This window comes from Streptomyces sp. NH27 (assembly GCF_056859195.1).
In genome coordinates this window covers 1-23,758 of sequence record NZ_JACEGK010000018.1, presented here as the reverse complement: position 1 = coordinate 23,758, position 23,758 = coordinate 1, and the positions used below count along the sequence as shown (strand labels likewise).

The following is a 23,758-nucleotide window of genomic DNA, read 5'->3' as shown; positions in this document are numbered from 1 at the left end:
CCGACCTCGCCAGGCTGCGGCCCAGCACGTATCTCCACGCACACCCATCCGGAACGCGAGGAGCCTGGATGCACCACCCCCTCACCCTCCCCCGCAGGCGCAGAGCGGCCACGCTGGTCGCGGCACTGTCGCTGCTGGCCGGCCTGTCGGTGACCGCGGTCACCACGACCACCGCGCGCGCCGCCGACCCGCAGTCCACCCGGCAGGCCGAATTCACCGCGGCCGCCGCCGAGTTCGGCGTCCCGGCGCCGGTGCTCGAAGCGGTGTCGTTCTACGAGACCCGGTGGGAGGACCACGCCGGGCAGGAGAACGCCGAGGCGGGCTACGGCCCGATGAACCTCACCGACCTCACCACCGAGGAACTCGACGCCGACGGCCTGACCACCCAGTCCCCGCGCTACGCCGACCTGCTCAAGGCGCCCGCCGAGCACACCGCGGCCGCGGCGGCAGCGCTGCTGGGCACCGACACCGCGACCGTGCAGGGCGACGAGACGCAGAACATCCGCGGCGGCGCCGCGCTGCTCGCCTCGTACGCCAGGAGCTACGGGCACGGCAAGCTGCCGCGGACCGTCGACGGCTGGTACGCCGCTGCGGCGCGCTACGGCCAGTCCACCGAGGACAAGGTCGCGCAGGCGTTCGCCGACGGCGTGTGGAGCGCCATGCGCACCGGCGAGACCCGGACCACCGAGGACGGCCAACAGGTCACGCTGGCCCCGGTGCGCGGGCTGCACCCGAACCGCGACGACGTGCGCAAGCTGGGCCTGAAGGACGTCACCCCGCCGGTGAGCGACCAGAAGCCCGAGTGCCCCAAGTCCGTGAAGTGCAACTACATCCCGGGCGCCTACACCCTGCTGGACCCGACCGACCTCGGGGACTACGGCAGCCACGACGTCGCCGACCGCCCGGGCGGCGGCCTGGACATCCGCTACATCACGCTGCACACCACCGACGAGACCTACGACGGCACCCTCGACCTGTTCCGCGACCCGACCTACGCGGCCGGCGCGAACTACGTGGTGCGCTCCTCCAACGGCCTGGTCACCCAGATGACGCCCGACAAGGACATCGCCTGGGACAGCGCGAACCGCTCCTTCTACCAGCACTCGATCGGCATCGAGCAGGAGGCGTGGGCCACCCACGGCGCCGCCTGGTTCAGCGAGGACCTCTACCGCTCGACGGCCAACCTGGTGAAGTACCTCGCGGCGAAGTACGACATCCCGCTGGACCGCGCGCACATCCTCGGCCACGACAACATCCCCGGCGGCACCGAGACCGGCATCGCCACCCAGCACTGGGACCCGGGACCGGGCTGGGACTGGGAGCACTTCTTCGACCTGCTCGGCGCGCCGATCCACGCCACCGCGAAGAAGGGCAGCGACATCGTCGCGATCAAGCCCGGCTACCAGAACAACAAGCAGACCACCACGTACTGCGACGACGTGCAGGGCTACAAGCAGTTCCCCGGCCCGTACCGCAGCTTCGACTGCCCGGTGACCGCCGGCGACGCGCCGGCCAGCTTCGTGCCGCTGTACACCGCGCCGAGCACGAGCGCGCCACTGCTCGCCGACCCGTACCTGCACCCGACCGGCGCGGGCACCGACGCGATGAACGACTGGGGCGACAAGGCCCCCGCCGGTGAGCAGTACGTCGTCGCCGACCGCCGCCCCGGCTGGACCGCCATCTGGTACGGCGGGCAGGAGGCATGGCTCCAGGACTCCGCCGAACACCCGACCACCGTGCCGGTGAAGGCCGAGCGGATCGTGCCCAAGGCCGGGCGGACCACGATCCCGGTGTACACCACGGCGTACCCGGAGGCGTCGGTCTACCCGCCGGACTTCGTGGCCTTCGAGGGCGGCACCGCGCCGCGCCCGCAGAGCCCCGCGAAGAAGTACTCGATCGCGGCCGACCAGTCGTACGTCGCCTCGGGTCCCGCGGTGAACACCGACTCGTACTACGCGATCTACTACGACGGTTCCGCGCCGCACGACCGGACCGACTTCATCGGCACGACGAAGGTGTACGAGATCGTCTACAACCACCGGATGGCGTTCGTGAGCGCGGACGACGTGGACGTGGTGCCGGCGAAGTGACGGCCGGACCGCAGATGAACCAGGTGAACTGACGGCGGGCCACGGCGGAGCGGCGACGACGCCGACAGCCGGAACGTCAGCACCGGAACACCGGGACACCGGGAGCGGCCGGGTGCGCGGAAGTGTCAGCGCGCCCGGTCGCTCTCCAGCGCCTGGTGGGTGATCCGCAGCGCGTGGCTGGACAGATCGAAGGTGCGCTGCGCCACGCACACGAACAGGCAGTCCACCACCACGAGTTGGCTGATCCGGCTGGCCATCGCGCCCGGCCGGAAGGTGGTTTCCCGGCCCGCCGACACCAGGACGAAGTCGGCGAGCCGGGCGGCCGAGGACATCGGGTGGTTGGTGATCACCACGGTGGTGGCGCCCAACGCGGCGGCGCGGCGCAGCGGTTCGAGCACGTCGCGGCTCTCGCCGGAGTGCGAGACGGCCAGGAACACGTCGCCCTCACCGAGCAGCACCGCACTGGTGAGCGCGGACTGCGAGTCGCCGTGCGCGTGGCAGGGCCGGCCGACCCTGGCCAGCTTCTGCTGCAGGTCCTGGGCGACGAGGCCGGAGGCGCCGACCCCGGCGATGTGCAACTGCCCGCCCTCGCACACCGCCTTGACCGCGCCGGTCAACTGCTCGGGATCGAGTTGGGTGGCGGTCTCCAGCACCGCCTGGGACTCGGTGTGCACCAGCTTGGCGATCACCTCACCGGCCGAGTCGTCCGGGGTGATGCCCGCCGAGAGCGTCGAGCGCGGGCTCTGCCGGGCCGCTGCCGCGGCCAGCGCGAGCCGCAGTTCGGGGTAGCCGGCGAAGCCGAGCGCGCGGGCGGTGCGCACGATCGAGGACTCGCTGGTGCCGGCGAGCGCGCTCAACTCCGAGATGGTGCTGCGGGCGACCTGGGCGGGATCGCGCACGATGAGCGTGGCGATCCGGGCGGCCGCCGGGGTGAGCGAGGGCAGCAGTCCGCGCACGGTCGCGGTGAGCGCGTCTCCCGCGTCACTGGCCGCAGTGGCTCCCTCCGCTGCGGACCACACGGGCCTCGGGTCCTTTTCGGGCACGGGAGTAAGAATGCACCGTGAATCCCGCTCGTGGGAGCAGGTGTGCCAAGAAAAGTCCACGCGGTCCGGTCGGCCGTGGGCCACCATCGGTGTCACCCGTGCGGGTGACACTCCCGCCCGACCCTCCGGGGTGCCCCGTCCCCGCCGTACGGGACCTTGCGGTCCGCGGTGGCTTGTCGCGCCGTTCTCCGCACCCCCTAGTCCTGGTTTGTGCGGGTCCTTCCGCGAAAGGAGGGTCACCAACCCAGGGGCGCGGGGACCGGCGCGACAAGCCACCCACCAACAGGTGGTCCCGGGGCCGACAGACCGGGGCGCCCCGGAGGGTCAGGGGCACCCGGGAGAATGGCGGGGTGACCGTACCCGTACCGCCGCCCGCAGGGCACCCCGCAGGGCTTCGCGCCGAACTGCCGACTCCCTTGGTGGAGGTGCCCGACGAGCGGCTGGCCCGGCACGGAGTGCGCCTGCTGCTCAAGCGGGACGACCTGGCCCACCCGCTGCTGCCGGGCAACAAGTTCCGCAAGCTGGGCCCGAATCTGGCCGCCGCCGTCGAGGCCGGCCACGACACCCTGCTGACCTTCGGCGGCGCCTACTCCAACCACCTGCGGGCCACCGCCGCCGCGGGCCGGCTGCTCGGCCTGCGCACCGTCGGCGTGGTGCGCGGCGACGAACTGGCCGGCCGCCCGCTCAACGACTCGCTCGCCGGCGCCGCCGCCGACGGCATGCGGCTGCACTTCCTCGACCGCGCCGCCTACCGCCGCAAGACCGAACCCGACGTCCTGGCGCCGCTGCTGGAGCGGTACGGCCCCGCCCACGTGCTCCCCGAGGGCGGCTCCAACACCCCTGCGGTACAAGGCTGTACGCAGCTGGGCCGGGAGATCGGCACGGCCGCCGACGTGGTGGTGGTCGCCTGCGGCACCGGCGGCACCCTCGCCGGGCTGGCGGCCGGGCTGCCGCCGCAGGCCCGCGCGATCGGCGTCGCCGTGCTGCGCGGCGGCTTCCTCGCCGAAGAGGTGCTGCGGCTACAGCAGGACGCCTTCGGCGGGCGGCGCGGCGACTGGCAGGTGGAGGACCGCTTCCACTGCGGCGGCTTCGCCCGCACCACCCCGTCGCTGGACGCCTTCACCGCCGACTTCGCGGCCCGGCACCGCACCGCCCTGGACGGCAAGGACGTGGAACGCGTCTACGTCGCCAAGACGCTGCACGCGATCTTCTGCCTCGCCGAGGAGGGCGCCTTCCCGCCCGGCACCCGGGTCGCCGCCGTGATCACCGGATGAGCCGACCGGATGCCTTTACGACGCTCACACCGTACGGCCGTAACCTGGTGGCATGATCCGCGCCGCGACCCCCGAAGACGTCCCCGCCATCCAGGCGATGATCCGCGAACTGGCCGAGTACGAGCGGGCACCGCAGGAGGCACGGGCGACCGTGGCGCAGTTGCGTGAGGCCCTGTTCGGCCCCGACGCGGTGGCGTCCGCGCTCATCGCCGAGTCCGAGCCCGACGGCGACGGCGACGGCGACGGCGGTGATGGCGGGCCGGCCGGATTCGCGCTGTGGTTCCGAAACTTCTCCACCTGGACCGGGAAGCCGGGCCTGTACCTGGAGGACCTGTACGTCCGCCCCGAGATGCGCGGCAGCGGCCACGGAAGGGCGCTGCTGGCCGCGCTCGCGGCGATCTGCGTCGAGCGCGAGTACGAGCGCTTCGAGTGGACGGTGCTCGACTGGAACGAACAGGCGCTCGGCGTCTACCGGTCGATCGGCGCGCTGCCGCAGGACGAGTGGACGGTGCATCGGCTGTCGGGTCCCGCACTGCACGCGCTGGCGGCCCGGGCCGGATCGAACATCACAGGAACAGAGATCGCCGGATCAGAGATCGCTGCAACCGGTGAGACCATCCCATCGTCCAACCAGACGCCGGCTCATGCGCATTGAGCCGGCAGCGCGCACTCCACGTTCTGTACCCGTACGCTTACGATCGGTGACAGAATGGGGAGGGGCCGTGCGCCGTCCGGGCGACAGCCGGGCACGGATCGCGGTAGCGTCGCTGCGAACCAGAGCAATCACTGTGTGCCACCTTGGAGGTGTGGGTGTCCCAGATCGCAGGCGAGCCCGGGTCGAAGGACTTCGTCGAGGTCCGGCTGCCCGCGGCGGGAGCGTATCTGTCGGTACTGCGGACGGCCACGGCCGGACTCGCGGCCCGGCTGGACTTCACCCTCGACGAGATCGAGGATCTGCGGATCGCCGTCGACGAGGCGTGCGCGATCCTCTTGCAACAGGCCGTCCCCGGCTCGGTGCTGAGCTGCGTGTTCCGGCTGGTCGGGGACTCGTTGTGGGTCACCGTGTCGGCGCCGACCACCGACGGGCGCGCCCCGGAACGCGACACCTTCGCCTGGACGGTGCTCTCCGCACTGGCCGGCGAGGTGGACTCCACCGTCGCGGAGGACCAGACGGTCAGCATCAGTCTGCACAAGAAGCGCGGCGCCGTACCCGGGCTGTCGTGAGGCATGTGAGGCGGCCGTCGTGAGCCCAGCAGACACCCCCGGCCCACCCGCGGAGCACGACGTGCCCGCGGCGCGCGGCCGTGCCTCCGTACCGGCCCAACAGCCGGACCCGGTGGGCGCAGGGCCGGGTGGGCCCCCACGGCCGTCGGCAAGACCGCACCCCGATTCCGGGGCGGCGGAACCCGACCCCGGCCTGCCCCATGGCCGGATGGACCGTAGGGAAGTGATGGACGCGTCGGAGCAGGCGGAGCAGGCGGACCGGATGGATCAGCACGAGCACGCGGCATCGGCGGAGCAGCCCACCCAGCCGGCGCGGCCCGAGCAACCGGGACAACCGGACCAGCCGGGACAGGCCGAGCAGCTGGGACAGGCCGGACCGTCCGAGCGGCCCGAACAGGAGCCCGCCGCAGGCGAATCCGCCGCGCAGCACGACCCGCACGACCGCTCGGGTGCCCGCGCGCTCTTCGTCGAGCTGGGCAAGCTGCCCGAGGGCTCGCCGGAGCGGGCCGAGTTGCGCAACCAGCTGGTGCGGATGCACCTGCCACTGGTCGAGCACCTCGCCCGCCGCTTCCGCAACCGCGGGGAGCCGCTGGACGACCTCACCCAGGTCGCCACGATCGGGCTGATCAAGTCCGTCGACCGGTTCGACGTCGACCGCGGCGTGGAGTTCTCCACGTATGCCACGCCCACCGTCGTCGGCGAGATCAAGCGGCACTTCCGGGACAAGGGTTGGGCGGTCCGCGTCCCGCGCCGGCTCCAGGAACTGCGGCTCGCGCTCACCAGCGCCACCGGCGAGCTGTCCCAGCGGCATGGCCGCGCGCCCACCGTGCACGAACTCGCCGAGCACCTCAAGATCTCCGAGGAGGAGGTCCTGGAGGGGCTGGAGTCCGCGAACGCGTACAGCACGCTCTCGCTCGACGTGCCCGACACCGACGACGAGTCGCCGGCCGTCGCCGACACGCTCGGCTCCGAGGACGAGGCCCTGGAGGGGGTCGAGTACCGCGAGTCCCTCAAGCCGCTCCTCGAGCAACTCCCGCCGCGTGAAAAGACGATCCTGCTGCTGCGGTTCTTCGGCAACATGACGCAGTCGCAGATCGCCCAGGAGGTCGGCATCTCCCAGATGCACGTCAGCCGCCTCCTCGCCCGCACCCTCGCGCAGCTGCGCGACAAACTCCTCATCGACGAGTAGCTCTGCCCTTGCCGGGCTGGCCGAGCCGACCCCCGGGGTGCCCCGTCCTGTCGGCGCAGGGACCATCTGCCGGTGGTGGGCTTGTCGCGCAGTTCCCCGCGCCCCTGGGGATTCGCCGTCTCCGTCACGGCCAGTACCCGGCTGCCGGTCGGTGGCCTGCTGAGCGCGCAGTTCCTCCCCCAGAGCTTCGCCTGGGGGGGGAACTGCGCGACAAGCCACCCACGGGCCGTAAGGTCCGGGCACTCACGGGGGCGGGCTAGGCGACGGTCCTGTTGATGCCGAGGGCATCCGTGGTGGCCGGGTGGACCAGGAGGACGAGACCGGTGAGCGCGAGGACGCCGAGAACCGCGCCGGTGGCGACAAGGCCGGCGCCGTCGCTGCGCACCATGTTCCAGGCGATCGGCAGGGCGACGAGCTGAATGATGAGCGCGGGCCCACGGCTCCACCGCCGGGCCCGGCGCAGCCCGTACGCCGCGAGCAGCGGAAGCGCGGCGAGGGCGAGCACGAGGAACCCGGGCAGCACATCACTGCTGCCGCCGAAGAACATCGTCACGCCCCACGCGGCGATGGCGAGCCCTTCCAGCCCCGCCACCGTGGCCGCGGCGGTCAGCCGTAGGGGCGGCGGCCCGGTCGGCGGCACCTCGACGGCGGGGCCGGCGGCCCCGCCGTCTCCCCCGCCCGCGCCGGGCTCCTTGCGCTTCGTCGTCTTCTGGCTCACACGTGCCAGCGTAGCCCGGCGTGAAAATCCGTAGGTACGCTGTCGAGCATGCGTGCTCTTCTCGTGGTCAACCCCGCCGCCACCACCACAAGCGCGCGGGTCCGCGACGTGATCGGTACCGCCCTCTCCAGCGATCTGAAGCTGGAGGTGGCCACCACCGAGTACCGCGGGCACGCACGGGACCTGGGCCGGAGGGCCGCGGAGGAGGGCGAGGTCGAGCTCGTGGTGGCCCTCGGCGGCGACGGCACCGTGAACGAGGTGGTCAACGGCCTGCTGCACCACGGCCCCGACCCGGAGAGCCTGCCGCAGCTCGCGGTGGTCCCCGGCGGCTCGACCAACGTCTTCGCCCGCGCCCTGGGCCTGCCCAACGACGCGGTGGAGGCCACCGGCGCCCTGCTGGACGCGCTGCGCGCGGGCTCCTCCCGGACCGTGGGCCTGGGCCTGGTGAGCGGCGCCAGGGGCAGCGAGGACGAGGGCGTGCCGCCGCGCTGGTTCACCTTCTGCGCGGGCCTGGGCTTCGACGCGGGCGTGGTCGGACGGGTCGAGCAGCAGCGGGAGTTGGGCAAGCGGTCCACGCACGCGCTGTACCTGCGGCAGGTGGCCCGCCAGTTCATGGCCGACCCGCACCGCCGGCACGGCACGATCACGTTGGATCAGCCGGGCGAGGAGCAGGTCGCGGGGCTGTCCACCGCCATAGTCTGCAACACCGCCCCGTGGACGTATCTCGGCAACAAACCGGTGTACGCCTCCCCCGAGGCGTCCTTCGACACCGCGCTCGACGTGCTGGGCGTCACCAAGATGTCCACGGTGGCGGGTGCCCGCTACGCGGCGCAATTGCTCCGTTCCACCCCGGAGCGCGGCCCCCGGGGCAAGTACGCGGTGACGCTGCACGATCTGACGGACTTCACCTTGCATTCGCAGGCGCCGCTGCCCTTCCAGGTGGACGGTGACCACCTGGGACTGCGTACGAACGCAACCTTCACAGGCGTACGCCGTGCACTGCGTGTGATTGTGTAAGTCGAAGAGCCTAAAGTCCTTTTACTCGAACGTTTAGGCTGCCCCGCACCCCATGGAAGTACGGCTGTGACCGAGGCGACACCGAGGAATCCAAAAAAACTTTCCTGAAGGGGTTGTATCTCCAGCCGAGGTTTGCGAGTCTCTTACTGGCGATCGGGACGGCCGGACAAACGGCCCCCATGAGAGCCCGAATCTCCTACCTCACACCAAGCGGGACCGCACCAGCCAGCGAAGGCTGGGTGGCGTCCCGTTCCCTGTGGGGAGATTCGTGAAAGCGTTCACATTCACAAGCAACCTGTTTGTCACACAAGGAGTTGGAGCAGCCATGGACTGGCGTCACCGCGCCGTTTGCCGCGAGGAAGACCCCGAGCTCTTCTTCCCCATCGGCAACACCGGTCCTGCGCTGCTGCAGATCGAGGAAGCCAAGGCCGTCTGCCGCCGCTGCCCCGTCATGGACCAGTGCCTTCAGTGGGCGCTGGAGAGCGGTCAGGACGCCGGTGTCTGGGGTGGCCTCAGCGAGGATGAGCGTCGTGCGATGAAGCGCCGCGCCGCCCGCAACCGGGCCCGTAACGCCAGCGCCTGAGAGAACCAGACGACCTAAAAGCCTTACCCCCGAGCCGCAGCGCGCAGTACCTGCCAATACGCGCAGCACGCAGCATCGTGAGAAGCCCCGTACCGGATGGGTACGGGGCTTCTTGCTTTTCCGCCGGCCGGCCCGCCGTACCACAGGGGCCCGATGGGCCCCTGTGGGGCTCTCAACTGTCAGGATTCCAACGGGAGTTCGAGGACGACGCGGGTGCCGGGGCCGGCCGGGGTCGGGAGCATGTCGAAGGTGCCGCCCAACTCGCCCACCACCAGGGTGCGGACGATCTGGAGGCCGAGGTTGCCCGCCCGCTGGGCGTCGAAGTCGGGCGGCAGGCCGCGCCCGTCGTCCTGGACGGTGACCGTGATCCGGTCGCGGCCGCGGGTCGCGGTGACCTCCACGGAGCCCGACTCCCCCGGGCCGAAGCCGTGTTCGAGGGCGTTCTGCAGGAGCTCGGTCAACACCATGGACAGCGGGGTGGCGGTCTCCGCGGTGAGGATGCCGAACTTGCCGCTGCGGCGGGTCGTCACTCGTCCGGGTGAGATCTCCGCCACCATCGCCAGCACCCGGTCGGCGATCTCGTCGAACTCCACCTTCTCGTCCAGGTTCTGCGACAGGGTCTCGTGCACGATCGCGATCGACCCGACCCGCCGCACCGCCTCGTCCAGCGCCTCACGGGCCCGCTCGGAGTCCATCCGGCGGGCCTGGAGCCGGAGGAGCGCGGCGACCGTCTGGAGGTTGTTCTTCACCCGGTGGTGGATCTCCCGGATGGTGGCGTCCTTGGTGATCAGCTCCCGCTCGCGGCGGCGCAGTTCGGTGACGTCGCGCAGCAGCACCAGCGAACCGGTGTGCACGCCCTTGGGCTTGAGCGGGATCGCGCGCAACTGGATCACCCCGTCGCCCGCTTCGACCTCGAACTCCCGCGGCGCCCAGCCGCTGGCGAGCTTCACCAGCGCCTCCTCCACCGGACCGCGGTCCGGGGCGAGTTCGGCGGTGGCCCGGCCCAGGTGGTGGCCGACCAGGTCGGCGGCCAGGCCGAGCCGGTGGTAGGCGGACAGCGCGTTCGGGCTGGCGTACTGCACGATGCCGTCGGCATCCAGCCGGATCAGCCCGTCGCCGGCCCGCGGCGACGCGTCCATGTCCACCTGCTCGGCCGGGACCGGGAAGGACCCCGCGGCGATCATCTGGGCCAGGTCCGAGGCGCTCTGCAGATAGGTCAGCTCCAGCCGGCTCGGGGTGCGCACGGTCAGCAGGTTGGTGTTGCGGGCGATCACCCCCAGCACCCGGCCGTCGCGCCGGACCGGGATGGACTCCACCCGCACCGGCACCTCCTCCCGCCACTCCGGGTCGCCCTCGCGGACGATCCGCCCCTCGTCCAGCGCCGCGTCCAGCAGCGGACGGCGGCCGCGCGGCACCAGGTGGCCGACCATGTCGTCCTGGTACGAGGTGGGGCCGGTGTTGGGGCGCATCTGGGCGACCGAGACGTACCGGGTGCCGTCCCGGGTGGGAACCCACAGCACGAGGTCGGCGAAGGACAGGTCGGAGAGCAACTGCCACTCCGAGACGAGCAGATGCAGCCATTCGAGATCGGACGAGTCGAGGCCGGTGTGCTCGCGGACGAGGTCGTTCATGGAGGGCACGCCTGTGAGCGTACCTTCCTGCGAAAGCTGTGAGGTTCGGCGCGTTTCACGGCGCGCCCGACCGGGAATTCACGGACCGAATCGGTGGCACACCCATGGACAAGATCGACTGGTCTAGTCCACAATACTGATTAGTAGACCTCCGCCCTCCCCGCACAGGAGGACGGATCGAGGCCAAGGCGTTCTCTGCCCTGACTACGCCGGACGCCTCAACTGGTCGGCCCTATCGGGTCGGAGGGCACCGCACACCCGTCCGACCACGGCGCCGACGGCAGCTCCGGGCTGCGGTGCTGGAGAGGCTGAGGGTCCTCTCCCGGCACCGCGGCCCGAAGTGTTCTGCGCTCGCCGCGTCGGCGCCGTCGTGGGCGCGGGGTCAGGACAGCACCCGGTGACGGAAGTTCCGCAGGCCCAGGCCGAGGAAGGCGACGCTCGCCCCGATCAGGACCGGATAGACGATGTACAGGTGCATGTGCGTGGACTGGGTGAAGGCGGCCCGCATGCCCTCGGTGATGTAGATCAGCGGATTGACCAGCACCAGGATCTGCAGCCAGTGGAACCCACCGATGTGCACGAGGGACAGCTTCGTCCACTGGTAGTAGGTGCCGCCCAGGAAGACCAGCGGCAGCACCACGAAGCCGAACATGACCCCGATGTTCTGCGGCTGGAAGGTGGTGCCCAGCATCAGGCCGAGCGAGGTCATCGCGACGCAGGCCAGTGGGATCAGGGTCACCACGATCCACCAGTGCACGGTCAGGTGCGCGTGCACGCCCGGCGCGTGCACGACCGCCGCGATGGGCAGCACGATGACCGCCGAGATCAGCGCCTGGACCGCGCCGGACAACACCCGCGCGACGGCGACCAGCCAGATCGGGCAGGGCGCCTGTACCCGGTCCTCGATCTCCCGGGTGTAGCCGAACTCCTGTGACATCTGGATCGCGACCGACTGGATGCCCTGGAACATGATGCTGATGGCGACCACCCCGGGCACCAGCACGGTGGCGAACGCCGATTCGCCCGCCGCGCCCTTGGCTCCGCCGATGCCCTGCCCGATGGTGGGGAAGACGTAGAGGAACACGAACACCAGGAGGAACGGCTGCATCAGGGTCCGGCCGACGAACTGCCCGAAGTTCTTCCACAGCACCCGCAGGTCGCGCCGGACGAGCGCGCCGAGGGCGGTGCGGCTGGCCGCGGTCACCGAACGGCTCGGCCTTACGGAAACCGGACGGTCCGCCGAGGACAGCGGGGCGGAGGAGCCCGCCGATGACGTGGTCACTCCCGCAATTCCTTCCCGGTGAGGCTGATGAACACGGTCTCCAGGGAACTGCGGACGATCGACAGGTCGACCAGGTCGAAGCCGCCCCGCTCGGTGCTGGCCACCACCCGCGGCAGCAGCCGTTCGTCGCCCTGCACCTGGAGTTCGACGCCGCCCTCGACCAGACGGGTGCGGACGGCGCCGTCGATGTCCCGGGCGAGGCGGGCGGCGAGCGCGTCGTGGTCACCGTCGGCGAGCACTGTGACGATGGTGTCGGCGCCGAGGCCCTGCTTGAGGGCATGGGGCGTGTCGAGGGCGAGGATCTTGCCGTGGTCGATGATCGCCACCCGGTCGCAGAGCTGATCCGCCTCCTCCATGTTGTGGGTGGTGAGCACGATGCTCTGGCCGTCGGCGATGAGGTCGCCGAGGATGTCCCACAGCGCGAGCCGGCTCTGGGGGTCGAGGCCGGCCGTCGGCTCGTCGAGGAAGAGCACCGCGGGGCGGTGCAGGATCGCCCGCGCCACCAGCAGCCGCTGGGCCATGCCGCCGGACAGGTGGCCCACCGGCGAGGAGGCCCAGCGAGACAGGCTGAAACGGTCGAGGGACTCGTCGGCCAGCCGGCGTGACCGCGCCGCGGAGATGCCGAACAGCAGCCCGTGGTAGTAGAGGTTCTCCCACACCGTCAGGGAGCGGTCCAGGGTGTTCTGCTGGGTCACGACGGCGATGACCTGCTTGGCCAGCGCCGGGTGCGCGACCACGTCGACGCCTCCGACGTACGCCGTCCCGCCGGTGGGGATCACCCGTGTGGCGAGCATCCCGATGGTGGTGGTCTTGCCGGCCCCGTTGGGCCCGAGGAGTCCGAAGAACTCACCGACGTGGACTTCGAGGTCGAGGCTGTCCACCGCGGTGACGGGCGCCTTGGGGTACCGCTTGCTGAGCCCGACCGTACGAATGACCGCCGGACGACCCGCGCCGGCGCCCGTCCGGCCCGCTGCGTCGATCGCCATGGCCCTCCTCGCGGCTCCGATCGGCTCGACCCGTGCGACCGCGCGGCGACCGAACCGTCTGCTGCGTGCTCGCCGAAGGACACCAGGACAACGCCGTGCACGGCTGCCGTCATGGAAACACGGTGCCGGGACCCCGGCACCTGCCGACCGGGCCGGTGGGAGACGGCGCGACACCCCGCGACCGAGCCCTTCCCCACGCGCACGGATCGACCACCGGATCTCCCCCGACCCGCCACCAGAGTGACCTCATCTGGTAGATTGGTCTATACCACATGTAACCATCTTGAGAACGGCAGGCCCAGCGTGGAAGTTGTCATCGTGCCGGACGCCGCCACGGGCGGCGAACTCATCGCGGAGGCCATGGCCGCCCTGCTGCGCCGCAAGCCCGACGCCCTGCTCGGCGTGGCGACCGGCTCCACCCCGCTGCCGGTCTACCAGGCGCTCGCCGCCAAGGTGCGGTCCGGCGCCGTGGACGCCTCCAGCGCCCGGGTCTGCCAGCTCGACGAGTACGTCGGCCTGCCGGCCGGCCACCCGGAGTCGTACCGCTCGGTGGTGCTGCGCGAGGTGGTCGATCCGCTCGGCCTGTCGCCGAAGTCGTTCATGGGTCCCGACGGTGCCGCCACCGACGTGCGGGCCGCCTGCGCGGCATACGACGAGGCGCTCACGGCCGCGGGCGGGGTCGACCTCCAGCTGCTCGGCATCGGCACCGACGGGCACATCGGGTTCAACGAGCCCTGCTCCTCGCTCGCCTCCCGCACCCGGATCAAGACCCTCACCGAGCAGACCCGGGTGGACAACGCCCGCTTCTTCGACGGTGACATCGAGCAGGTGCCGCAGCATGTGATCACCCAGGGCATAGGCACCATCCTGGAGGCGCGGCACCTGGTGCTCCTGGCCACCGGCGAGGGCAAGGCGGAGGCCGTCGCGCAGACCGTGGAGGGCCCGGTCGCCGCCGTGGTGCCCGCCTCGGCGCTCCAGCTCCACCCGCACGCGACGGTCGTGGTCGACGAGGCCGCCGCGTCCAAGCTGAAGCTGGCGCCGTACTTCCGCGCCACCTACGCCGCCAAGCCGGACTGGCAGGGGCTGTAACCGGCGGTTCCCCGAACCCGGCACGACGTGGCACGACGTGGCACGCCGTAGCACTGCGTAGCACTGCGTAGCACTGCGTAGCCCGCTCCCGTAGCACCAGGTGCCACGCCGCGGCACCTGGTGGCCGGCTCGGCGCACCGCGGCCCGCCCGCGCGCCGCACCCGACGACGAGACGCCGCGGGCTCCTTCCCGGAGCCCGCGGTGTCTGCCGTATCCGTCGCCCGCTGTCGCTACGCCTCGCGGCCGACGATCGCCTCCGCCGCGGCCTCGCCGCAGACCCGGGCGGCGCCGTGCGTGGCGATGTGCAGCGAACCGGCCGGCGGGGCCTGGGGCACGCCCATCTCCACCACGATCGGGTCCGGGCGGGCGGCCAGCAGCCCGGCCAGCGCCTTCGCCATCCACGCGTGCCGGGGCACGTCGCGGACCACGGCCACCACCCTGCGCCCACCGGCCGCGGCGAGCAGTTCGGTGACGTCGCCGGTGCGGTAGGTGCCGGTGCGGGTGCCGGGCAGCAGCCGCTCCAGTTCCGCGGCCACCCCCCACGGGGTCACGTCGCCGACCGCGATGTTCGCCATCGGGGTGAACGCCGCCACGTAGGGCGGGCCGTCCAGCGGGGTGAAGCCCTCGGCGCGGGTGATCCGCAGCGCCCGGCGGGCCGCCTCCAGGCCGATGTCGGAGTCGGGTGCGCTCCCCTCCACCGCACCCGACCGCTGTGCGACCGCCCATGCGGCCAATTCCCTTACCCGGCGGGCCGCGTCGGCCAGCCGCTCGGCCGGCAGCGAGCCGTCCCGCACCGCCGCCACGATCGCGTCGCGCAGGTCCAGCACGGTCTGCTCGTCGCACAGGCCGCCGCCCACGCAGATCGCGTCGCAGCCCGCGGCCAGCGCCATCACGGTGCCGCGCTCGATCCCGTACGTGGCCGCTATCGCCTGCATCTCGATGCCGTCGGTGACCACCAGCCCGTCGTAGCCGAGGCCGCCCTCCTCGCAGGGCGCGCGCAGCAGGCCGTTCAGGACGGCCGGGCTGAGCGTGCCGGGCAACTCCGGGTCGAGCGCGGGCACCAGGATGTGCGCGCTCATCACGACCTTGGCGCCGACCGCGAGCGCGGCCCGGAACGGCACCAGTTCGCGGGCGCGCAGGGTGTCGAGGTCCACGTCGATCCGCGGCATCGCGTGGTGCGAGTCGACGGCGGTGTCGCCGTGGCCGGGGAAGTGCTTGACGCTGGCGGCGACGCCCGCGGACTGCAACCCCTCCACGTAGGCCGCGGTGTTGCGGGCCACCAGTTCGGGGTCGGCGCCGAAGGAGCGCACCCCGATCACCGGGTTGTCCGGGTCGGAGTTGACGTCGGCGGACGGCGCCCAGTTGAAGTTGACGCCGCAGGCGGCAAGTCGGCGGCCGAGTTCGGCGGCGACCGCGCGGGTCAGTTTCAGGTCGTCGACCGCGCCGAGCGCCAGGTTGCCGGGGAACGACGAACCGCCGCGGGCCTCCAGCCGGGTGACGTCGCCGCCCTCCTCGTCGGCGGCGACCAGCACGTCGGGGCGTACCTCCCGCAACTGCGCGGTGAGCGCGGCAAGTTGCGCGGGCGACTCGATGTTGCGGGCGAACAGGCCGACCGAGCCGAGCCCTTCGCCGAGCAGCCGCAGCACCCACGCGGGCGCGGTGGTGCCGGCGAAGCCGGGCTGGAGGACGGCCAGCGCGTCCGCGGTGACGGTGTCCACGTGCGGCCCGGTGGTGCCGTCGAGGTCGTCGGTGTGGGCGATGGCGCTCATCCCTTCACCGCCCCGGCGGTCATACCGGCGACGGCCCTGCGCTGGAGAACCAGGAAGACGATCACCACGGGGATGGTGAACAGGCTGGACGCGGCCATGGTAGCGCCCCAGTCGTCACCGAAGTTGGTCTGGAACTGGGTGATCCACAGCGGCAGGGTCTGGCCGCTCTCCTTGTTGAGGATGAGCACCAGCGGGAACTCGTTCCACGCCGTGATGAAGCCGAACAGCGAGGTGGACATCAGCCCCGGCGCCAGCAGCGGCAGCACCACCCGGACGAACGCCTGGAACCTGGTGCAGCCGTCCATCAGGGCGGACTCCTCCAACTCCTTGGGCACCGCGGCGATGAACCCGCGCAGCGTCCAGATGGAGAACGGCAGCACCATCATCATGTAGAAGAAGGTCAGCGGCACCAGGCTGTTGAGCATGTCCTGGTCGCGGACGATCAGGTAGACGGAGATCGTCATGACCTCCCACGGCGCCATCTGGGCCATCATCACGATCAGGATGAACGCCTTGCGGCCGCGGAAGCGCATCCGCGCCACCGCGAACGCGGCGGCCGTCGCGATCACCAGCGAGAGCAGCACCGAACCGAGGGTCACGGTGAGGCTGTTGCGCACCAGCGTCCAGAAGCCCGCCGCGTGCACGGCCTTGTCGAAGTGCGACATGGTGCCGTGCAGGGGCACGAAGACCGGGGTGGTGGAGATGATGTCGAGGTCCGGCTTGAAGGCCGTCGTCAGCATCCAGTAGACGGGGAAGATGAAGAAGACGAAGAGGATGACCGCGACGACGTTGGGCCACAGCCGTCCGAACGTGGAGCGCCTCACAGCTCGTCCTCCTGCTTCAGCATGATCCGGAAGTAGTAGGACATCAGCACCAGCAGGATGAGGATGGTCAGCACGGAGATCGCCGCGCCGGTGCCGTAGTGCTGGTTGCCGACGCCCTCGACGTAGGCGTAGACCGGCAGCGTCTCGCTCAGGCCCGCGGGGCCGCCGGCGTTCAGCGCGTAGACCTGGGTGAACGCCTTGAACACCCAGATGACCTCAAGGAACGCGGTGCTCAGGAAGAACGGCTTGAGCATCGGGAAGAGCACCGAGGTGAAGGTGCGCCAGGCGCTCGCGCCGTCCATCCGGGCCGCCTCGAAGATCTCCCCGGAGATGGTGGTCAGGCCCGCGTAGAGGTTGAGCGCGACGAACGGGATCGACTGCCAGACGATCATCAGGGTGATGACCGAGAAGGTGGAGAACTGGCCGCCGAACCAGTTGTAGCCGTGCATCGAGTGCCAACCGAGCTTGTCCAGGTACCAGTTGACCACGCCGTAGCGGGTGTCGAAGAGCCACTGGTAGACGGTGGTGCCGGCCACGATCGGCATCGCCCAGGCGAGCACCATCCCGATCGACAGCAACAGCCGCATCCGCTTGCCGAGCCGGTACAGCAGCAGCCCGACCAGGGTGCCGCCGATCATGATCAGCACGACGTCGGCCAGGGTGAAGAAGACCGAGCGCTCGGTGGTGTGCCAGAAGTCGGCGCTGGTCAGCTGCGCCTTGTAGTTGCCGAACCCGGTCCACTGGGTGGTGTGCTGGATCAGCTGGAAGGCGTTGAGGGTCTGGAACGAGATGATCACGTTCCGCACCAGCGGGTAGCCCAGCAGCAGCACGGTGGCCGCCAGCGCGGGCAGGATCAGCAGGTACGGCACCGAGCGGCCGACGACCGCGCCACCGACGGACCACACCTTGCGGGGGCCGGCCTGCGGCTGTCCCGCGGTGCGCGCACCGGCGGGCCCGGGTACGGCCGTTCCCTCGTCGGGGGCCCGTACTTGCGTCCCTTTGTACTGCGCGGCCATGCTGCCCTCTTCCTCGTGCCGTCCGCTGCAATGCGCTGTGCCGGGTCCGGGCGCCCGCCGCTCAGGATGGCGGGCGCCCGGATCCGGACGGGGTGACTACTGCTGGCTGAGCCGCTTGTCGATCTCGGTGTCCGCCTTCTTGGCGGCCGCGCTCGGGGACTGACCCTGGAGCACGCCGGTCATGAAGAGGGTGGTGATCGGGTTGGGCGCGTTCTCGACGCTGCCCCACGCCGGGATCAGCGGGGTGGTACCGCCGTTGGCCGCGGCGGCCGCCGAGACGGTGCCGAACTCGTTGCCGGTCAGGTTGGAGTTGAGGCTCGCCTTGTTCGGGACGACGCCGCCCTCCTTGGCCAGCTCGCCCTCGAACTGGTCGGACATCGCCATCTTCAGGAAGTCCTGGGCCAGTTCGGGGTTCTTGCTGCCCTGGGTGATCGCCAGGTTGGAGCCGCCGACGAAGACGCTGGCGGTCTTGGCCGCCGTCTTGCCCGGGAAGGCGAAGTAGCCGATCTGGTCCTTCAGCGCCGCGTTCTTGGTGATGGCGCCGGATCCCTCCCAGCCCAGGCCGAGGAACGCGCCGACGTCACCCTTGGCGAACACGTCGGACTGCTGCGGGGTGGCCTCGTCCTTGTCCTTGGGCGCGGTGCCGTAGGAGTTCAGCTTCTTGTAGAGGTTGATCGCCGAGGCGGCCTGGGGGGTGTCCAGGTTGCCGGTGTACTTGTCGCCGTCCTTCTTGACCAGGTCGGCGCCGGCGTCGAGCAGGAAGCCGTCGAAGCCGTACCAGTCCTGTCCGGGCAGGTAGAAGGCGTCCTTGGTGCCCTTGGCCTTGATCTTGTCCAGGTCGCTGAAGAGCTCGTCCTGGGTCTTCGGCGGCGTGGTGATGCCGGCCGCGGACCAGATCTTCTTGTTGTAGACGACGACCCGGCTGGCGAAGTACCACGGGGCGGCGAACTGCTTGCCGTTGTAGACCGCGGAGCCGTTGAGCGCCGGCACCCAGTCGTTGCCGCCGATGTCGGCCTTGACGCTGGTGAGATCCTTGAGGCCACCGGTCGCCGCGTAGTACGGGGTCTGGGTGTTGCCGACCTCGATGACGTCCGGCGGGGTGCTCTCCGACAGCGCGGTGGTGAGCTTCTGCTGGATGCCGTCCCACGGTTGGACGGTGACCTTCAGCTTCGCACCGGGGTACTGCTTCTCGAACGCGGCGGTGATGTCCTTGGTCCACCCGGGCGGGTTGGAGCCGCTCATCAACCATACGTTGAGCGTCTTGCCCTTGAAATCGGCCGGTCCGGCAGAACTTCCCTTGCCCGAGTCGGACTTGTCGCTGCTGCCGCCACAGGCCGCGACACCTGTCAGTACTGCCGCGACACCGATCGCTGCGATGAGCTTGCGCCTCATGCCACCCTCCTCAAGGATGCCCGAAACTCCCCCCACCGCCCGAAATGTCGGCCGCCACACATGCGTCGCGACCGCGTCCTGCTCGTGGGTCTGGGATTGGTCGTTAATGGTTTAGACCAGTACCCGGGAGCTTGGCCTAGACCTTTAGGGGTGTCAAGGGTGTATAAGAACACCCGTCGGACCTGTTATCGGACCGACACCTGAAGGGCATCAGCCACCCGCCGCCTCCCCCCGGCAGGGGAGCCCGTGCCACCATGTGACCGCGATCAACGGAGGAGCCGGTGACGGCAGTACGACGGCAGTCGGGAGTACACGGCATGGACAGTGACACGGGCAGCAGCGCGGAGCCCACGGGGAACGGCACCGCGGGCCGCACCGCCCGTGTGCCTAAGTACTACCGGCTCAAGCGCCATCTCCTGGACATCACCCAGACCATGCCGCCCGGTACCCCGGTACCACCGGAACGCACCCTGGCCACCGAGTTCGACACCTCCCGCACCACCGTGCGCCAGGCGCTCCAGGAGCTGGTGGTCGAGGGCCGGCTGGAGCGCATCCAGGGCAAGGGCACCTTCGTGGCGAAGCCGAAGGTCTCCCAGGCGCTGCAACTCACCTCCTACACCGAGGACATGCGCGCCCAGGGCCTGGAGCCCACCTCGCAGCTGCTGGACATCGGCTACATCACCGCCGACGACCGGCTGGCCGGACTGCTGGACATGAAGGCCGGCGGCCGGGTGCTGCGGATCGAACGGCTGCGGCTGGCCAACAGCGAGCCGATGGCGATCGAGACCACCCACCTGTCCGCCAAGCGCTTCCCCGCGCTGCGCCGCAGCCTGGCGAAGTACACCTCGCTCTACACCGCGCTCGCCGAGGTCTACGACGTGCGGCTGGCCAAGGCCGAGGAGACCATCGAGACCTCGCTGGCCACCCCGCGCGAGGCCGGGCTGCTGAGCACCGACGTCGGCCTGCCGATGCTGATGCTCTCCCGGCACTCCGTGGACACCACGGGGGAACCGGTGGAGTGGGTGCGGTCGGTCTACCGCGGCGACCGGTACAAGTTCGTCGCGCGCCTCAACCGCCCGACGGACTGAGCCCCGCTCAACCGAGCCCCGCCCGACCGGGCCCCGCCCGACCGAAGCAAACCGAGCCCTGGCGAACCGGGCCCGGCGGACCAAGCCCTACGGGGCCGGCCGCCGGGCCATTTCGGCGTTCGCTCGTAAGGCTGATATCCGCACAGGTAGTGACGCCCGTCACTTCCCTCCCTTAGATTCCTGCGCACCGCATTGATCGCTCTAGGGGACGGGAGCACCAACTGTGCCGACTGCGCCGACACAAGTACCCCAGCCGCGCCGACCGGCGGACGGACCACGGCCGGCGGTCACGCCCGCGCGGGTCGCCGCCGGAATCTGCCTGCTCATTCCGCTCGTCAGCACGCTCTGGGTCAGCTCCTATTCACGGCTGACCCCGACCTTCATCGGCATGCCGTTCTTCTACTGGTACCAGCTCGCCTGGGTGCCGGCCTCGGCGGTGCTCACCTACTCCGCCTACGTGCTGGTCCGGCGGGACGCGCGCAGCCGCAAGGGGGGTGCGGCCAAGTGAAGAACCACGTCGACGGGGTCGCGCTCGGCATCCTCGTCTTCTTCTTCGTCGCCGTCACGGCGCTGGGCTTCATGGCCGCCCGCTGGCGCCGCGCGGACAACGCGCTGCACCTGGACGAATGGGGGCTGGGCGGCCGCAGTTTCGGCACCTGGGTGACCTGGTTCCTGCTCGGCGGCGACCTGTACACCGCGTACACCTTCATCGCCGTACCGGCCGCGATCTACGGCGCCGGCGCGTCGGGCTTCTTCGCCGTGCCCTACACGATCATCGCCTACCCGCTTGTCTTCCTCTTCCTGCCCCGGCTGTGGTCGGTCTCGCGCAAGCACGGCTACGTGACCTCCTCGGACTTCATCCGCGGCCGGTTCGGCTCCAAGAGCCTGTCGGTGGCCGTCGCGCTCACCGGCATCGTGGCCACCATGCCGTACATCGCGCTCCAACTCGTCGGCATCCAGGCGGTGCTGGACGTGGTCGGGGTCGGCGGCAGCGACTCGACCAACTGGTTCGTCAAGGACCTGCCGCTGCTGATCGCCTTCGGCGTGCTCGCCGCCTACACCTACTCCTCCGGACTGCGGGCGCCCGCGCTGATCGCCTTCGTCAAGGATGCCCTGATCTACATCGTGATCGCGGTGGCGATCATCTACATCCCGTACAAGCTCGGCGGGTTCGGCGACATCTTCCACAAGGCGGGCGCCGCGTACGCGGTGAAGAACCCCACCACCCACAAGCCGCACGGCTCGCTGACGGTCGCGCCACAGGCGCAATGGGCCTACGCCACACTCGCGTTGGGCTCCGCGATGGCGCTGTTCCTCTACCCGCACTCGGTGACCGCGGTGCTCTCCGCCAAGAGCCGCACCGTCATCCAGCGCAACACCGCGATCCTGCCGCTGTACTCGCTGATGCTCGGACTGCTGGCGATGCTCGGCTTCATGGCGGTCGCCGACGGCGTCGGCAAGAACGTCAAGGGCTACAACGCCCAACTCGCCATCCCCCAGCTCTTCGAGAACGTCTTCCCGAGCTGGTTCGCCGGAGTCGCCTTCGCCGCGATCGCGATCGGCGCGCTGGTGCCCGCGGCGATCATGTCCATCGCCGCCGCGAACCTCTTCACCCGCAACATCTACAAGGACCTGATCCGCCCGAACGCCTCGCCCGAGGAGGAGACCCGCGTCGCCAAGCTGGCCTCGCTGGTGGTGAAGGTCGGCGCCCTCGTCTTCGTGCTGTCGATGGACAAGACCGTGGCGATCAACTTCCAACTGCTGGGCGGGATCTGGATCCTGCAAACCGTCCCCGCGATCGTCGGCGGGCTGTTCACCCGGTGGTTCCACCGCTGGGCGCTGCTGGCCGGCTGGGCCGCGGGCATGGCCTACGGCACCTGGAAGGCGTACCACCAGTCCACCCCGACCCAGCCGCACTTCGGCGGGAACTCCGACACGATTCCGTGGATCGGCAAGCTCGGGTACATCGGGCTCACCGCGTTCGTGCTCAACGTGGTCGTCGCGGTGGCGCTCACGCTGGTGTTGCGTGCGGTGAAGGCGCCGGCGGGTACCGATGAGACGGTCCTGTCGGACTACTCGGCGGAACCGGGCGAGCCCGGGGGGCCGGGGGTGCCCCTGACCCCCGAGCCTGCCCCGTCCGCGTAGTCGCGGGACCTTCCGCCGCTGGTGGGCCGGTCGCGCCGTTCCTCCCCCAGAAATGTGGCCCTCCTTTCGCGGAGGCGCCGCACATTCCAAGGGGAACCGCGCGACCAGCAGGCCACCGGCGGCCGGTCCTACGCCAAGGGGCTCGGCGAGCGGAACGTGCGGCGGTACGCCTGGGGGGTGGTTCCGGTCCAGCGGACGAAGTGGTGGCGCATGGTGGCCGCGTTGCCGAACCCCGCACGGACCGCGACGGAGTCGACCGTGGCGTCGGTGCCCTCCAGCAACTCCCGGGCGAGCAGGACGCGTTGCCCGAGCAGCCAGCGGTAGGGCGTGGTCCCGGTCTCCTGCTGGAAGCGCCTCGCGAAGGTGCGGGGCGACATGTGGGCGCGCAGCGCCAGCTCCTCGACGGTCACCTCGCGGTCGAGGTGCCGCTCCATCCAGGAGAGCACCCCGGTGACGGTGTCGCTCTGCGCCCGGGGCAGCGGCCGGTGCACGAACTGCGCCTGCCCGCCCTCGCGGTGCGGGGGGACCACCATGCGCCGGGCGATGCCGTTCGCGACCGTGCTGCCCTGCTCCTTGCGGACGAGGTGCAGGCACGCGTCGATCCCCGCCGCGGTGCCGGCCGAGGTGACCACGCCGTCGTCGTCGACGTAGAGCATGTCGGCCTCGACCTCGGCCTTCGGGTGGCGCCGCGCGAGCCGCTCCGCGTGCCGCCAGTGCGCCGCGCACCGCCGCCCGTCGAGCAGCCCGGCCGCGCCGAGCACGAACACCCCCGAACACACGCTGAGTACGGTCGCGCCGCGCTCGACCGCGCGGTTCAGCGCGTCGAGCATCGGCTGCGGGAACGTACGGATGTTGTACGAGTCGCCGGCCGGCACCGCGATCAGGTCGGCCTCGTCCAGCCGGTCCAGGCCCTCCGCCACCACCAGCTCGAACCCGGCGTGCGTCCCGACCCGCGGGCTCTCCGCCGAGACCACCGCGAAGTCGTAGACCGGCAAACCGTCTTCGCTGCGGTCCAGCCCGAAGACCTCGCAGACCACGCCGAGTTCGAAGGGGTGCACCCCGTCCAGGACCACCGTCGCCACGTTGCGCAACATGCCGCCCAGCCTGCCACGTGGCAGCATGTTTCGGTAGTACGGCAGTCCTGCCACTGTTCGACCGTAAGCGGCGCGAGCACGATTGACCCATGACCGTACTCCTCGACATCGCCGCTCTCCTCGCCCTCCTGCTGACCCTCACCTTCGTCCCCGTCCTCGGTCTGCGCCACGAGGCCAAGATCACCCGCGAACTGCGGGAGGCCGACCGCGAGCGCGCCCGACTCTGAGACCTCCGCAGGGCCCGAACCGGGCCCGCGCCACCCCTGGGACACGCCCGGCCACGCCCGCCCGACCGGGGCCCGCC

The 23,758-nt window shown here is 70.7% G+C and carries 22 protein-coding genes; 12 read left to right on the top strand and 10 right to left on the bottom strand.

Annotated elements, in window-relative coordinates; genetic code table 11:
• The first annotated feature begins 68 nt into the window (after window positions 1-68).
• A complete protein-coding gene (locus AC13HU_RS03370; RefSeq protein WP_483040195.1) occupies window positions 69-2,090 on the top strand; it encodes an N-acetylmuramoyl-L-alanine amidase in 2,022 nt (673 codons plus the stop codon).
• 125 nt (window positions 2,091-2,215) lie between these two features.
• Here the strand turns inward: AC13HU_RS03370 and AC13HU_RS03365 are convergent, their stop codons facing one another.
• Window positions 2,216-3,109: a MurR/RpiR family transcriptional regulator gene (locus tag AC13HU_RS03365; protein ID WP_483040194.1), complete on the bottom strand. Its 894-nt coding sequence runs from the start codon at window positions 3,107-3,109 to the stop codon at window positions 2,216-2,218.
• A gap of 374 nt (window positions 3,110-3,483) precedes the next feature.
• Here AC13HU_RS03365 and AC13HU_RS03360 point away from each other — a divergent pair, with 374 nt between their 5' ends.
• The 4 genes from AC13HU_RS03360 (at window position 3,484) to AC13HU_RS03345 (ending at window position 6,820) form a co-directional block, all read left to right on the top strand.
• Entirely contained in the window at window positions 3,484-4,407 is a 924-nt protein-coding gene (locus AC13HU_RS03360) for a 1-aminocyclopropane-1-carboxylate deaminase/D-cysteine desulfhydrase (protein ID WP_483040193.1), read from the top strand.
• A 52-nt stretch (window positions 4,408-4,459) separates the two neighbouring features.
• Window positions 4,460-5,062 (top strand): GNAT family N-acetyltransferase, encoded by a 603-nt coding sequence (locus AC13HU_RS03355; RefSeq protein ID WP_483040192.1) that lies wholly within the window; start codon window positions 4,460-4,462, stop codon window positions 5,060-5,062.
• A gap of 155 nt (window positions 5,063-5,217) precedes the next feature.
• A complete protein-coding gene (locus AC13HU_RS03350) occupies window positions 5,218-5,631 on the top strand; it encodes an ATP-binding protein (RefSeq protein WP_483040191.1) in 414 nt (137 codons plus the stop codon).
• Window positions 5,632-5,839: 208 nt separating this feature from the next.
• Complete coding sequence (locus tag AC13HU_RS03345) at window positions 5,840-6,820, top strand: RNA polymerase sigma factor SigF (protein WP_483040190.1); 981 nt, start codon at window positions 5,840-5,842, stop codon at window positions 6,818-6,820.
• 256 nt (window positions 6,821-7,076) lie between these two features.
• Here AC13HU_RS03345 and AC13HU_RS03340 read toward each other — a convergent pair whose 3' ends face one another.
• Window positions 7,077-7,538: a hypothetical protein gene (locus AC13HU_RS03340; protein WP_483040189.1), complete on the bottom strand. Its 462-nt coding sequence runs from the start codon at window positions 7,536-7,538 to the stop codon at window positions 7,077-7,079.
• A 48-nt stretch (window positions 7,539-7,586) separates the two neighbouring features.
• On the opposite strand from AC13HU_RS03340, the gene AC13HU_RS03335 reads away from it, so the two are divergent.
• Window positions 7,587-8,555: a diacylglycerol/lipid kinase family protein gene (locus tag AC13HU_RS03335; RefSeq protein WP_483040188.1), complete on the top strand. Its 969-nt coding sequence runs from the start codon at window positions 7,587-7,589 to the stop codon at window positions 8,553-8,555.
• Between the two features lie 325 nt (window positions 8,556-8,880).
• Window positions 8,881-9,138, top strand: a complete 258-nt coding sequence (locus tag AC13HU_RS03330; protein ID WP_037913060.1) for a WhiB family transcriptional regulator — start codon at window positions 8,881-8,883, stop codon at window positions 9,136-9,138.
• Between the two features lie 179 nt (window positions 9,139-9,317).
• Here the strand turns inward: AC13HU_RS03330 and AC13HU_RS03325 are convergent, their stop codons facing one another.
• The 3 genes from AC13HU_RS03325 to AC13HU_RS03315 form a co-directional block, all read right to left on the bottom strand.
• Window positions 9,318-10,769, bottom strand: coding sequence for a sensor histidine kinase (locus AC13HU_RS03325; protein WP_483040204.1), 1,452 nt, complete (start codon window positions 10,767-10,769; stop codon window positions 9,318-9,320).
• A gap of 382 nt (window positions 10,770-11,151) precedes the next feature.
• Window positions 11,152-12,051 carry an ABC transporter permease gene (locus AC13HU_RS03320; protein ID WP_483040187.1) on the bottom strand — a complete coding sequence of 300 codons (900 nt, stop codon included), beginning with the start codon at window positions 12,049-12,051 and terminating at the stop codon, window positions 11,152-11,154.
• Window positions 12,048-13,037 carry an ATP-binding cassette domain-containing protein gene (locus tag AC13HU_RS03315; RefSeq protein ID WP_483040186.1) on the bottom strand — a complete coding sequence of 330 codons (990 nt, stop codon included), beginning with the start codon at window positions 13,035-13,037 and terminating at the stop codon, window positions 12,048-12,050. The genes AC13HU_RS03320 and AC13HU_RS03315 overlap by 4 nt, the downstream gene beginning before the upstream one ends.
• Window positions 13,038-13,340: 303 nt before the next feature.
• On the opposite strand from AC13HU_RS03315, the gene nagB reads away from it, so the two are divergent.
• Entirely contained in the window at window positions 13,341-14,126 is a 786-nt protein-coding gene (gene nagB, locus AC13HU_RS03310) for a glucosamine-6-phosphate deaminase (protein WP_483040185.1), read from the top strand.
• Window positions 14,127-14,356: 230 nt separating this feature from the next.
• On the opposite strand, the gene AC13HU_RS03305 is transcribed toward nagB, so the two are convergent.
• The 4 genes from AC13HU_RS03305 to AC13HU_RS03290 all read right to left on the bottom strand — a co-directional run bounded on the left by AC13HU_RS03305 (window position 14,357) and on the right by AC13HU_RS03290 (window position 19,127).
• Window positions 14,357-15,895: a glycoside hydrolase family 3 protein gene (locus AC13HU_RS03305; RefSeq protein WP_483040184.1), complete on the bottom strand. Its 1,539-nt coding sequence runs from the start codon at window positions 15,893-15,895 to the stop codon at window positions 14,357-14,359.
• Window positions 15,892-16,719, bottom strand: a complete 828-nt coding sequence (locus AC13HU_RS03300; RefSeq protein ID WP_483040183.1) for a carbohydrate ABC transporter permease — start codon at window positions 16,717-16,719, stop codon at window positions 15,892-15,894. The genes AC13HU_RS03305 and AC13HU_RS03300 overlap by 4 nt, the downstream gene beginning before the upstream one ends.
• On the bottom strand, window positions 16,716-17,735 hold the full coding sequence (locus AC13HU_RS03295) for a carbohydrate ABC transporter permease (protein WP_483040182.1): 1,020 nt from the start codon (window positions 17,733-17,735) through the stop codon (window positions 16,716-16,718). The genes AC13HU_RS03300 and AC13HU_RS03295 overlap by 4 nt, the downstream gene beginning before the upstream one ends.
• Before the next feature lie 96 nt (window positions 17,736-17,831).
• Window positions 17,832-19,127, bottom strand: a complete 1,296-nt coding sequence (locus AC13HU_RS03290; RefSeq protein WP_483040181.1) for an extracellular solute-binding protein — start codon at window positions 19,125-19,127, stop codon at window positions 17,832-17,834.
• 317 nt (window positions 19,128-19,444) lie between these two features.
• On the opposite strand from AC13HU_RS03290, the gene AC13HU_RS03285 reads away from it, so the two are divergent.
• The 3 genes from AC13HU_RS03285 to mctP all read left to right on the top strand — a co-directional run bounded on the left by AC13HU_RS03285 (window position 19,445) and on the right by mctP (window position 22,360).
• Complete coding sequence (locus tag AC13HU_RS03285) at window positions 19,445-20,215, top strand: GntR family transcriptional regulator (RefSeq protein ID WP_483040180.1); 771 nt, start codon at window positions 19,445-19,447, stop codon at window positions 20,213-20,215.
• Window positions 20,216-20,438: 223 nt separating this feature from the next.
• On the top strand, window positions 20,439-20,723 hold the full coding sequence (locus tag AC13HU_RS03280; protein ID WP_483040179.1) for a DUF3311 domain-containing protein: 285 nt from the start codon (window positions 20,439-20,441) through the stop codon (window positions 20,721-20,723).
• Complete coding sequence (mctP, locus tag AC13HU_RS03275; RefSeq protein ID WP_483040178.1) at window positions 20,720-22,360, top strand: monocarboxylate uptake permease MctP; 1,641 nt, start codon at window positions 20,720-20,722, stop codon at window positions 22,358-22,360. Before AC13HU_RS03280 ends, mctP begins: the two co-directional genes overlap by 4 nt.
• A 128-nt stretch (window positions 22,361-22,488) precedes the next feature.
• Here the strand turns inward: mctP and AC13HU_RS03270 are convergent, their stop codons facing one another.
• The gene (locus tag AC13HU_RS03270) at window positions 22,489-23,454 is read right to left on the bottom strand and encodes a helix-turn-helix domain-containing protein (RefSeq protein WP_483040203.1); all 966 of its coding nucleotides are present in this window, start codon (window positions 23,452-23,454) and stop codon (window positions 22,489-22,491) included.
• A gap of 89 nt (window positions 23,455-23,543) precedes the next feature.
• Between AC13HU_RS03270 and AC13HU_RS03265 the strand changes: the two genes are divergently transcribed.
• On the top strand, window positions 23,544-23,681 hold the full coding sequence (locus AC13HU_RS03265; RefSeq protein ID WP_483040177.1) for a hypothetical protein: 138 nt from the start codon (window positions 23,544-23,546) through the stop codon (window positions 23,679-23,681).
• Window positions 23,682-23,758: the final 77 nt, after the last annotated feature.

What these genes read in the sequence shown, in the direction of transcription:
- AC13HU_RS03265 (WP_483040177.1), top strand. Translation starts at nt 23,544, where the DNA reads ATGACCGTACTCCTCGACATCGCCGCTCTCCTCGCCCTCCTGCTGACC.
- AC13HU_RS03330 (WP_037913060.1), top strand. Translation starts at nt 8,881, where the DNA reads ATGGACTGGCGTCACCGCGCCGTTTGCCGCGAGGAAGACCCCGAGCTC.
- AC13HU_RS03335 (WP_483040188.1), top strand. Translation starts at nt 7,587, where the DNA reads ATGCGTGCTCTTCTCGTGGTCAACCCCGCCGCCACCACCACAAGCGCG.
- AC13HU_RS03295 (WP_483040182.1), bottom strand. Translation starts at nt 17,735, where the DNA reads ATGGCCGCGCAGTACAAAGGGACGCAAGTACGGGCCCCCGACGAGGGA.
- AC13HU_RS03290 (WP_483040181.1), bottom strand. Translation starts at nt 19,127, where the DNA reads ATGAGGCGCAAGCTCATCGCAGCGATCGGTGTCGCGGCAGTACTGACA.
- AC13HU_RS03315 (WP_483040186.1), bottom strand. Translation starts at nt 13,037, where the DNA reads ATGGCGATCGACGCAGCGGGCCGGACGGGCGCCGGCGCGGGTCGTCCG.
- AC13HU_RS03305 (WP_483040184.1), bottom strand. Translation starts at nt 15,895, where the DNA reads ATGAGCGCCATCGCCCACACCGACGACCTCGACGGCACCACCGGGCCG.
- AC13HU_RS03270 (WP_483040203.1), bottom strand. Translation starts at nt 23,454, where the DNA reads ATGTTGCGCAACGTGGCGACGGTGGTCCTGGACGGGGTGCACCCCTTC.
- AC13HU_RS03285 (WP_483040180.1), top strand. Translation starts at nt 19,445, where the DNA reads ATGGACAGTGACACGGGCAGCAGCGCGGAGCCCACGGGGAACGGCACC.
- AC13HU_RS03345 (WP_483040190.1), top strand. Translation starts at nt 5,840, where the DNA reads ATGGACCGTAGGGAAGTGATGGACGCGTCGGAGCAGGCGGAGCAGGCG.
- AC13HU_RS03325 (WP_483040204.1), bottom strand. Translation starts at nt 10,769, where the DNA reads ATGAACGACCTCGTCCGCGAGCACACCGGCCTCGACTCGTCCGATCTC.
- AC13HU_RS03370 (WP_483040195.1), top strand. Translation starts at nt 69, where the DNA reads ATGCACCACCCCCTCACCCTCCCCCGCAGGCGCAGAGCGGCCACGCTG.
- AC13HU_RS03355 (WP_483040192.1), top strand. Translation starts at nt 4,460, where the DNA reads ATGATCCGCGCCGCGACCCCCGAAGACGTCCCCGCCATCCAGGCGATG.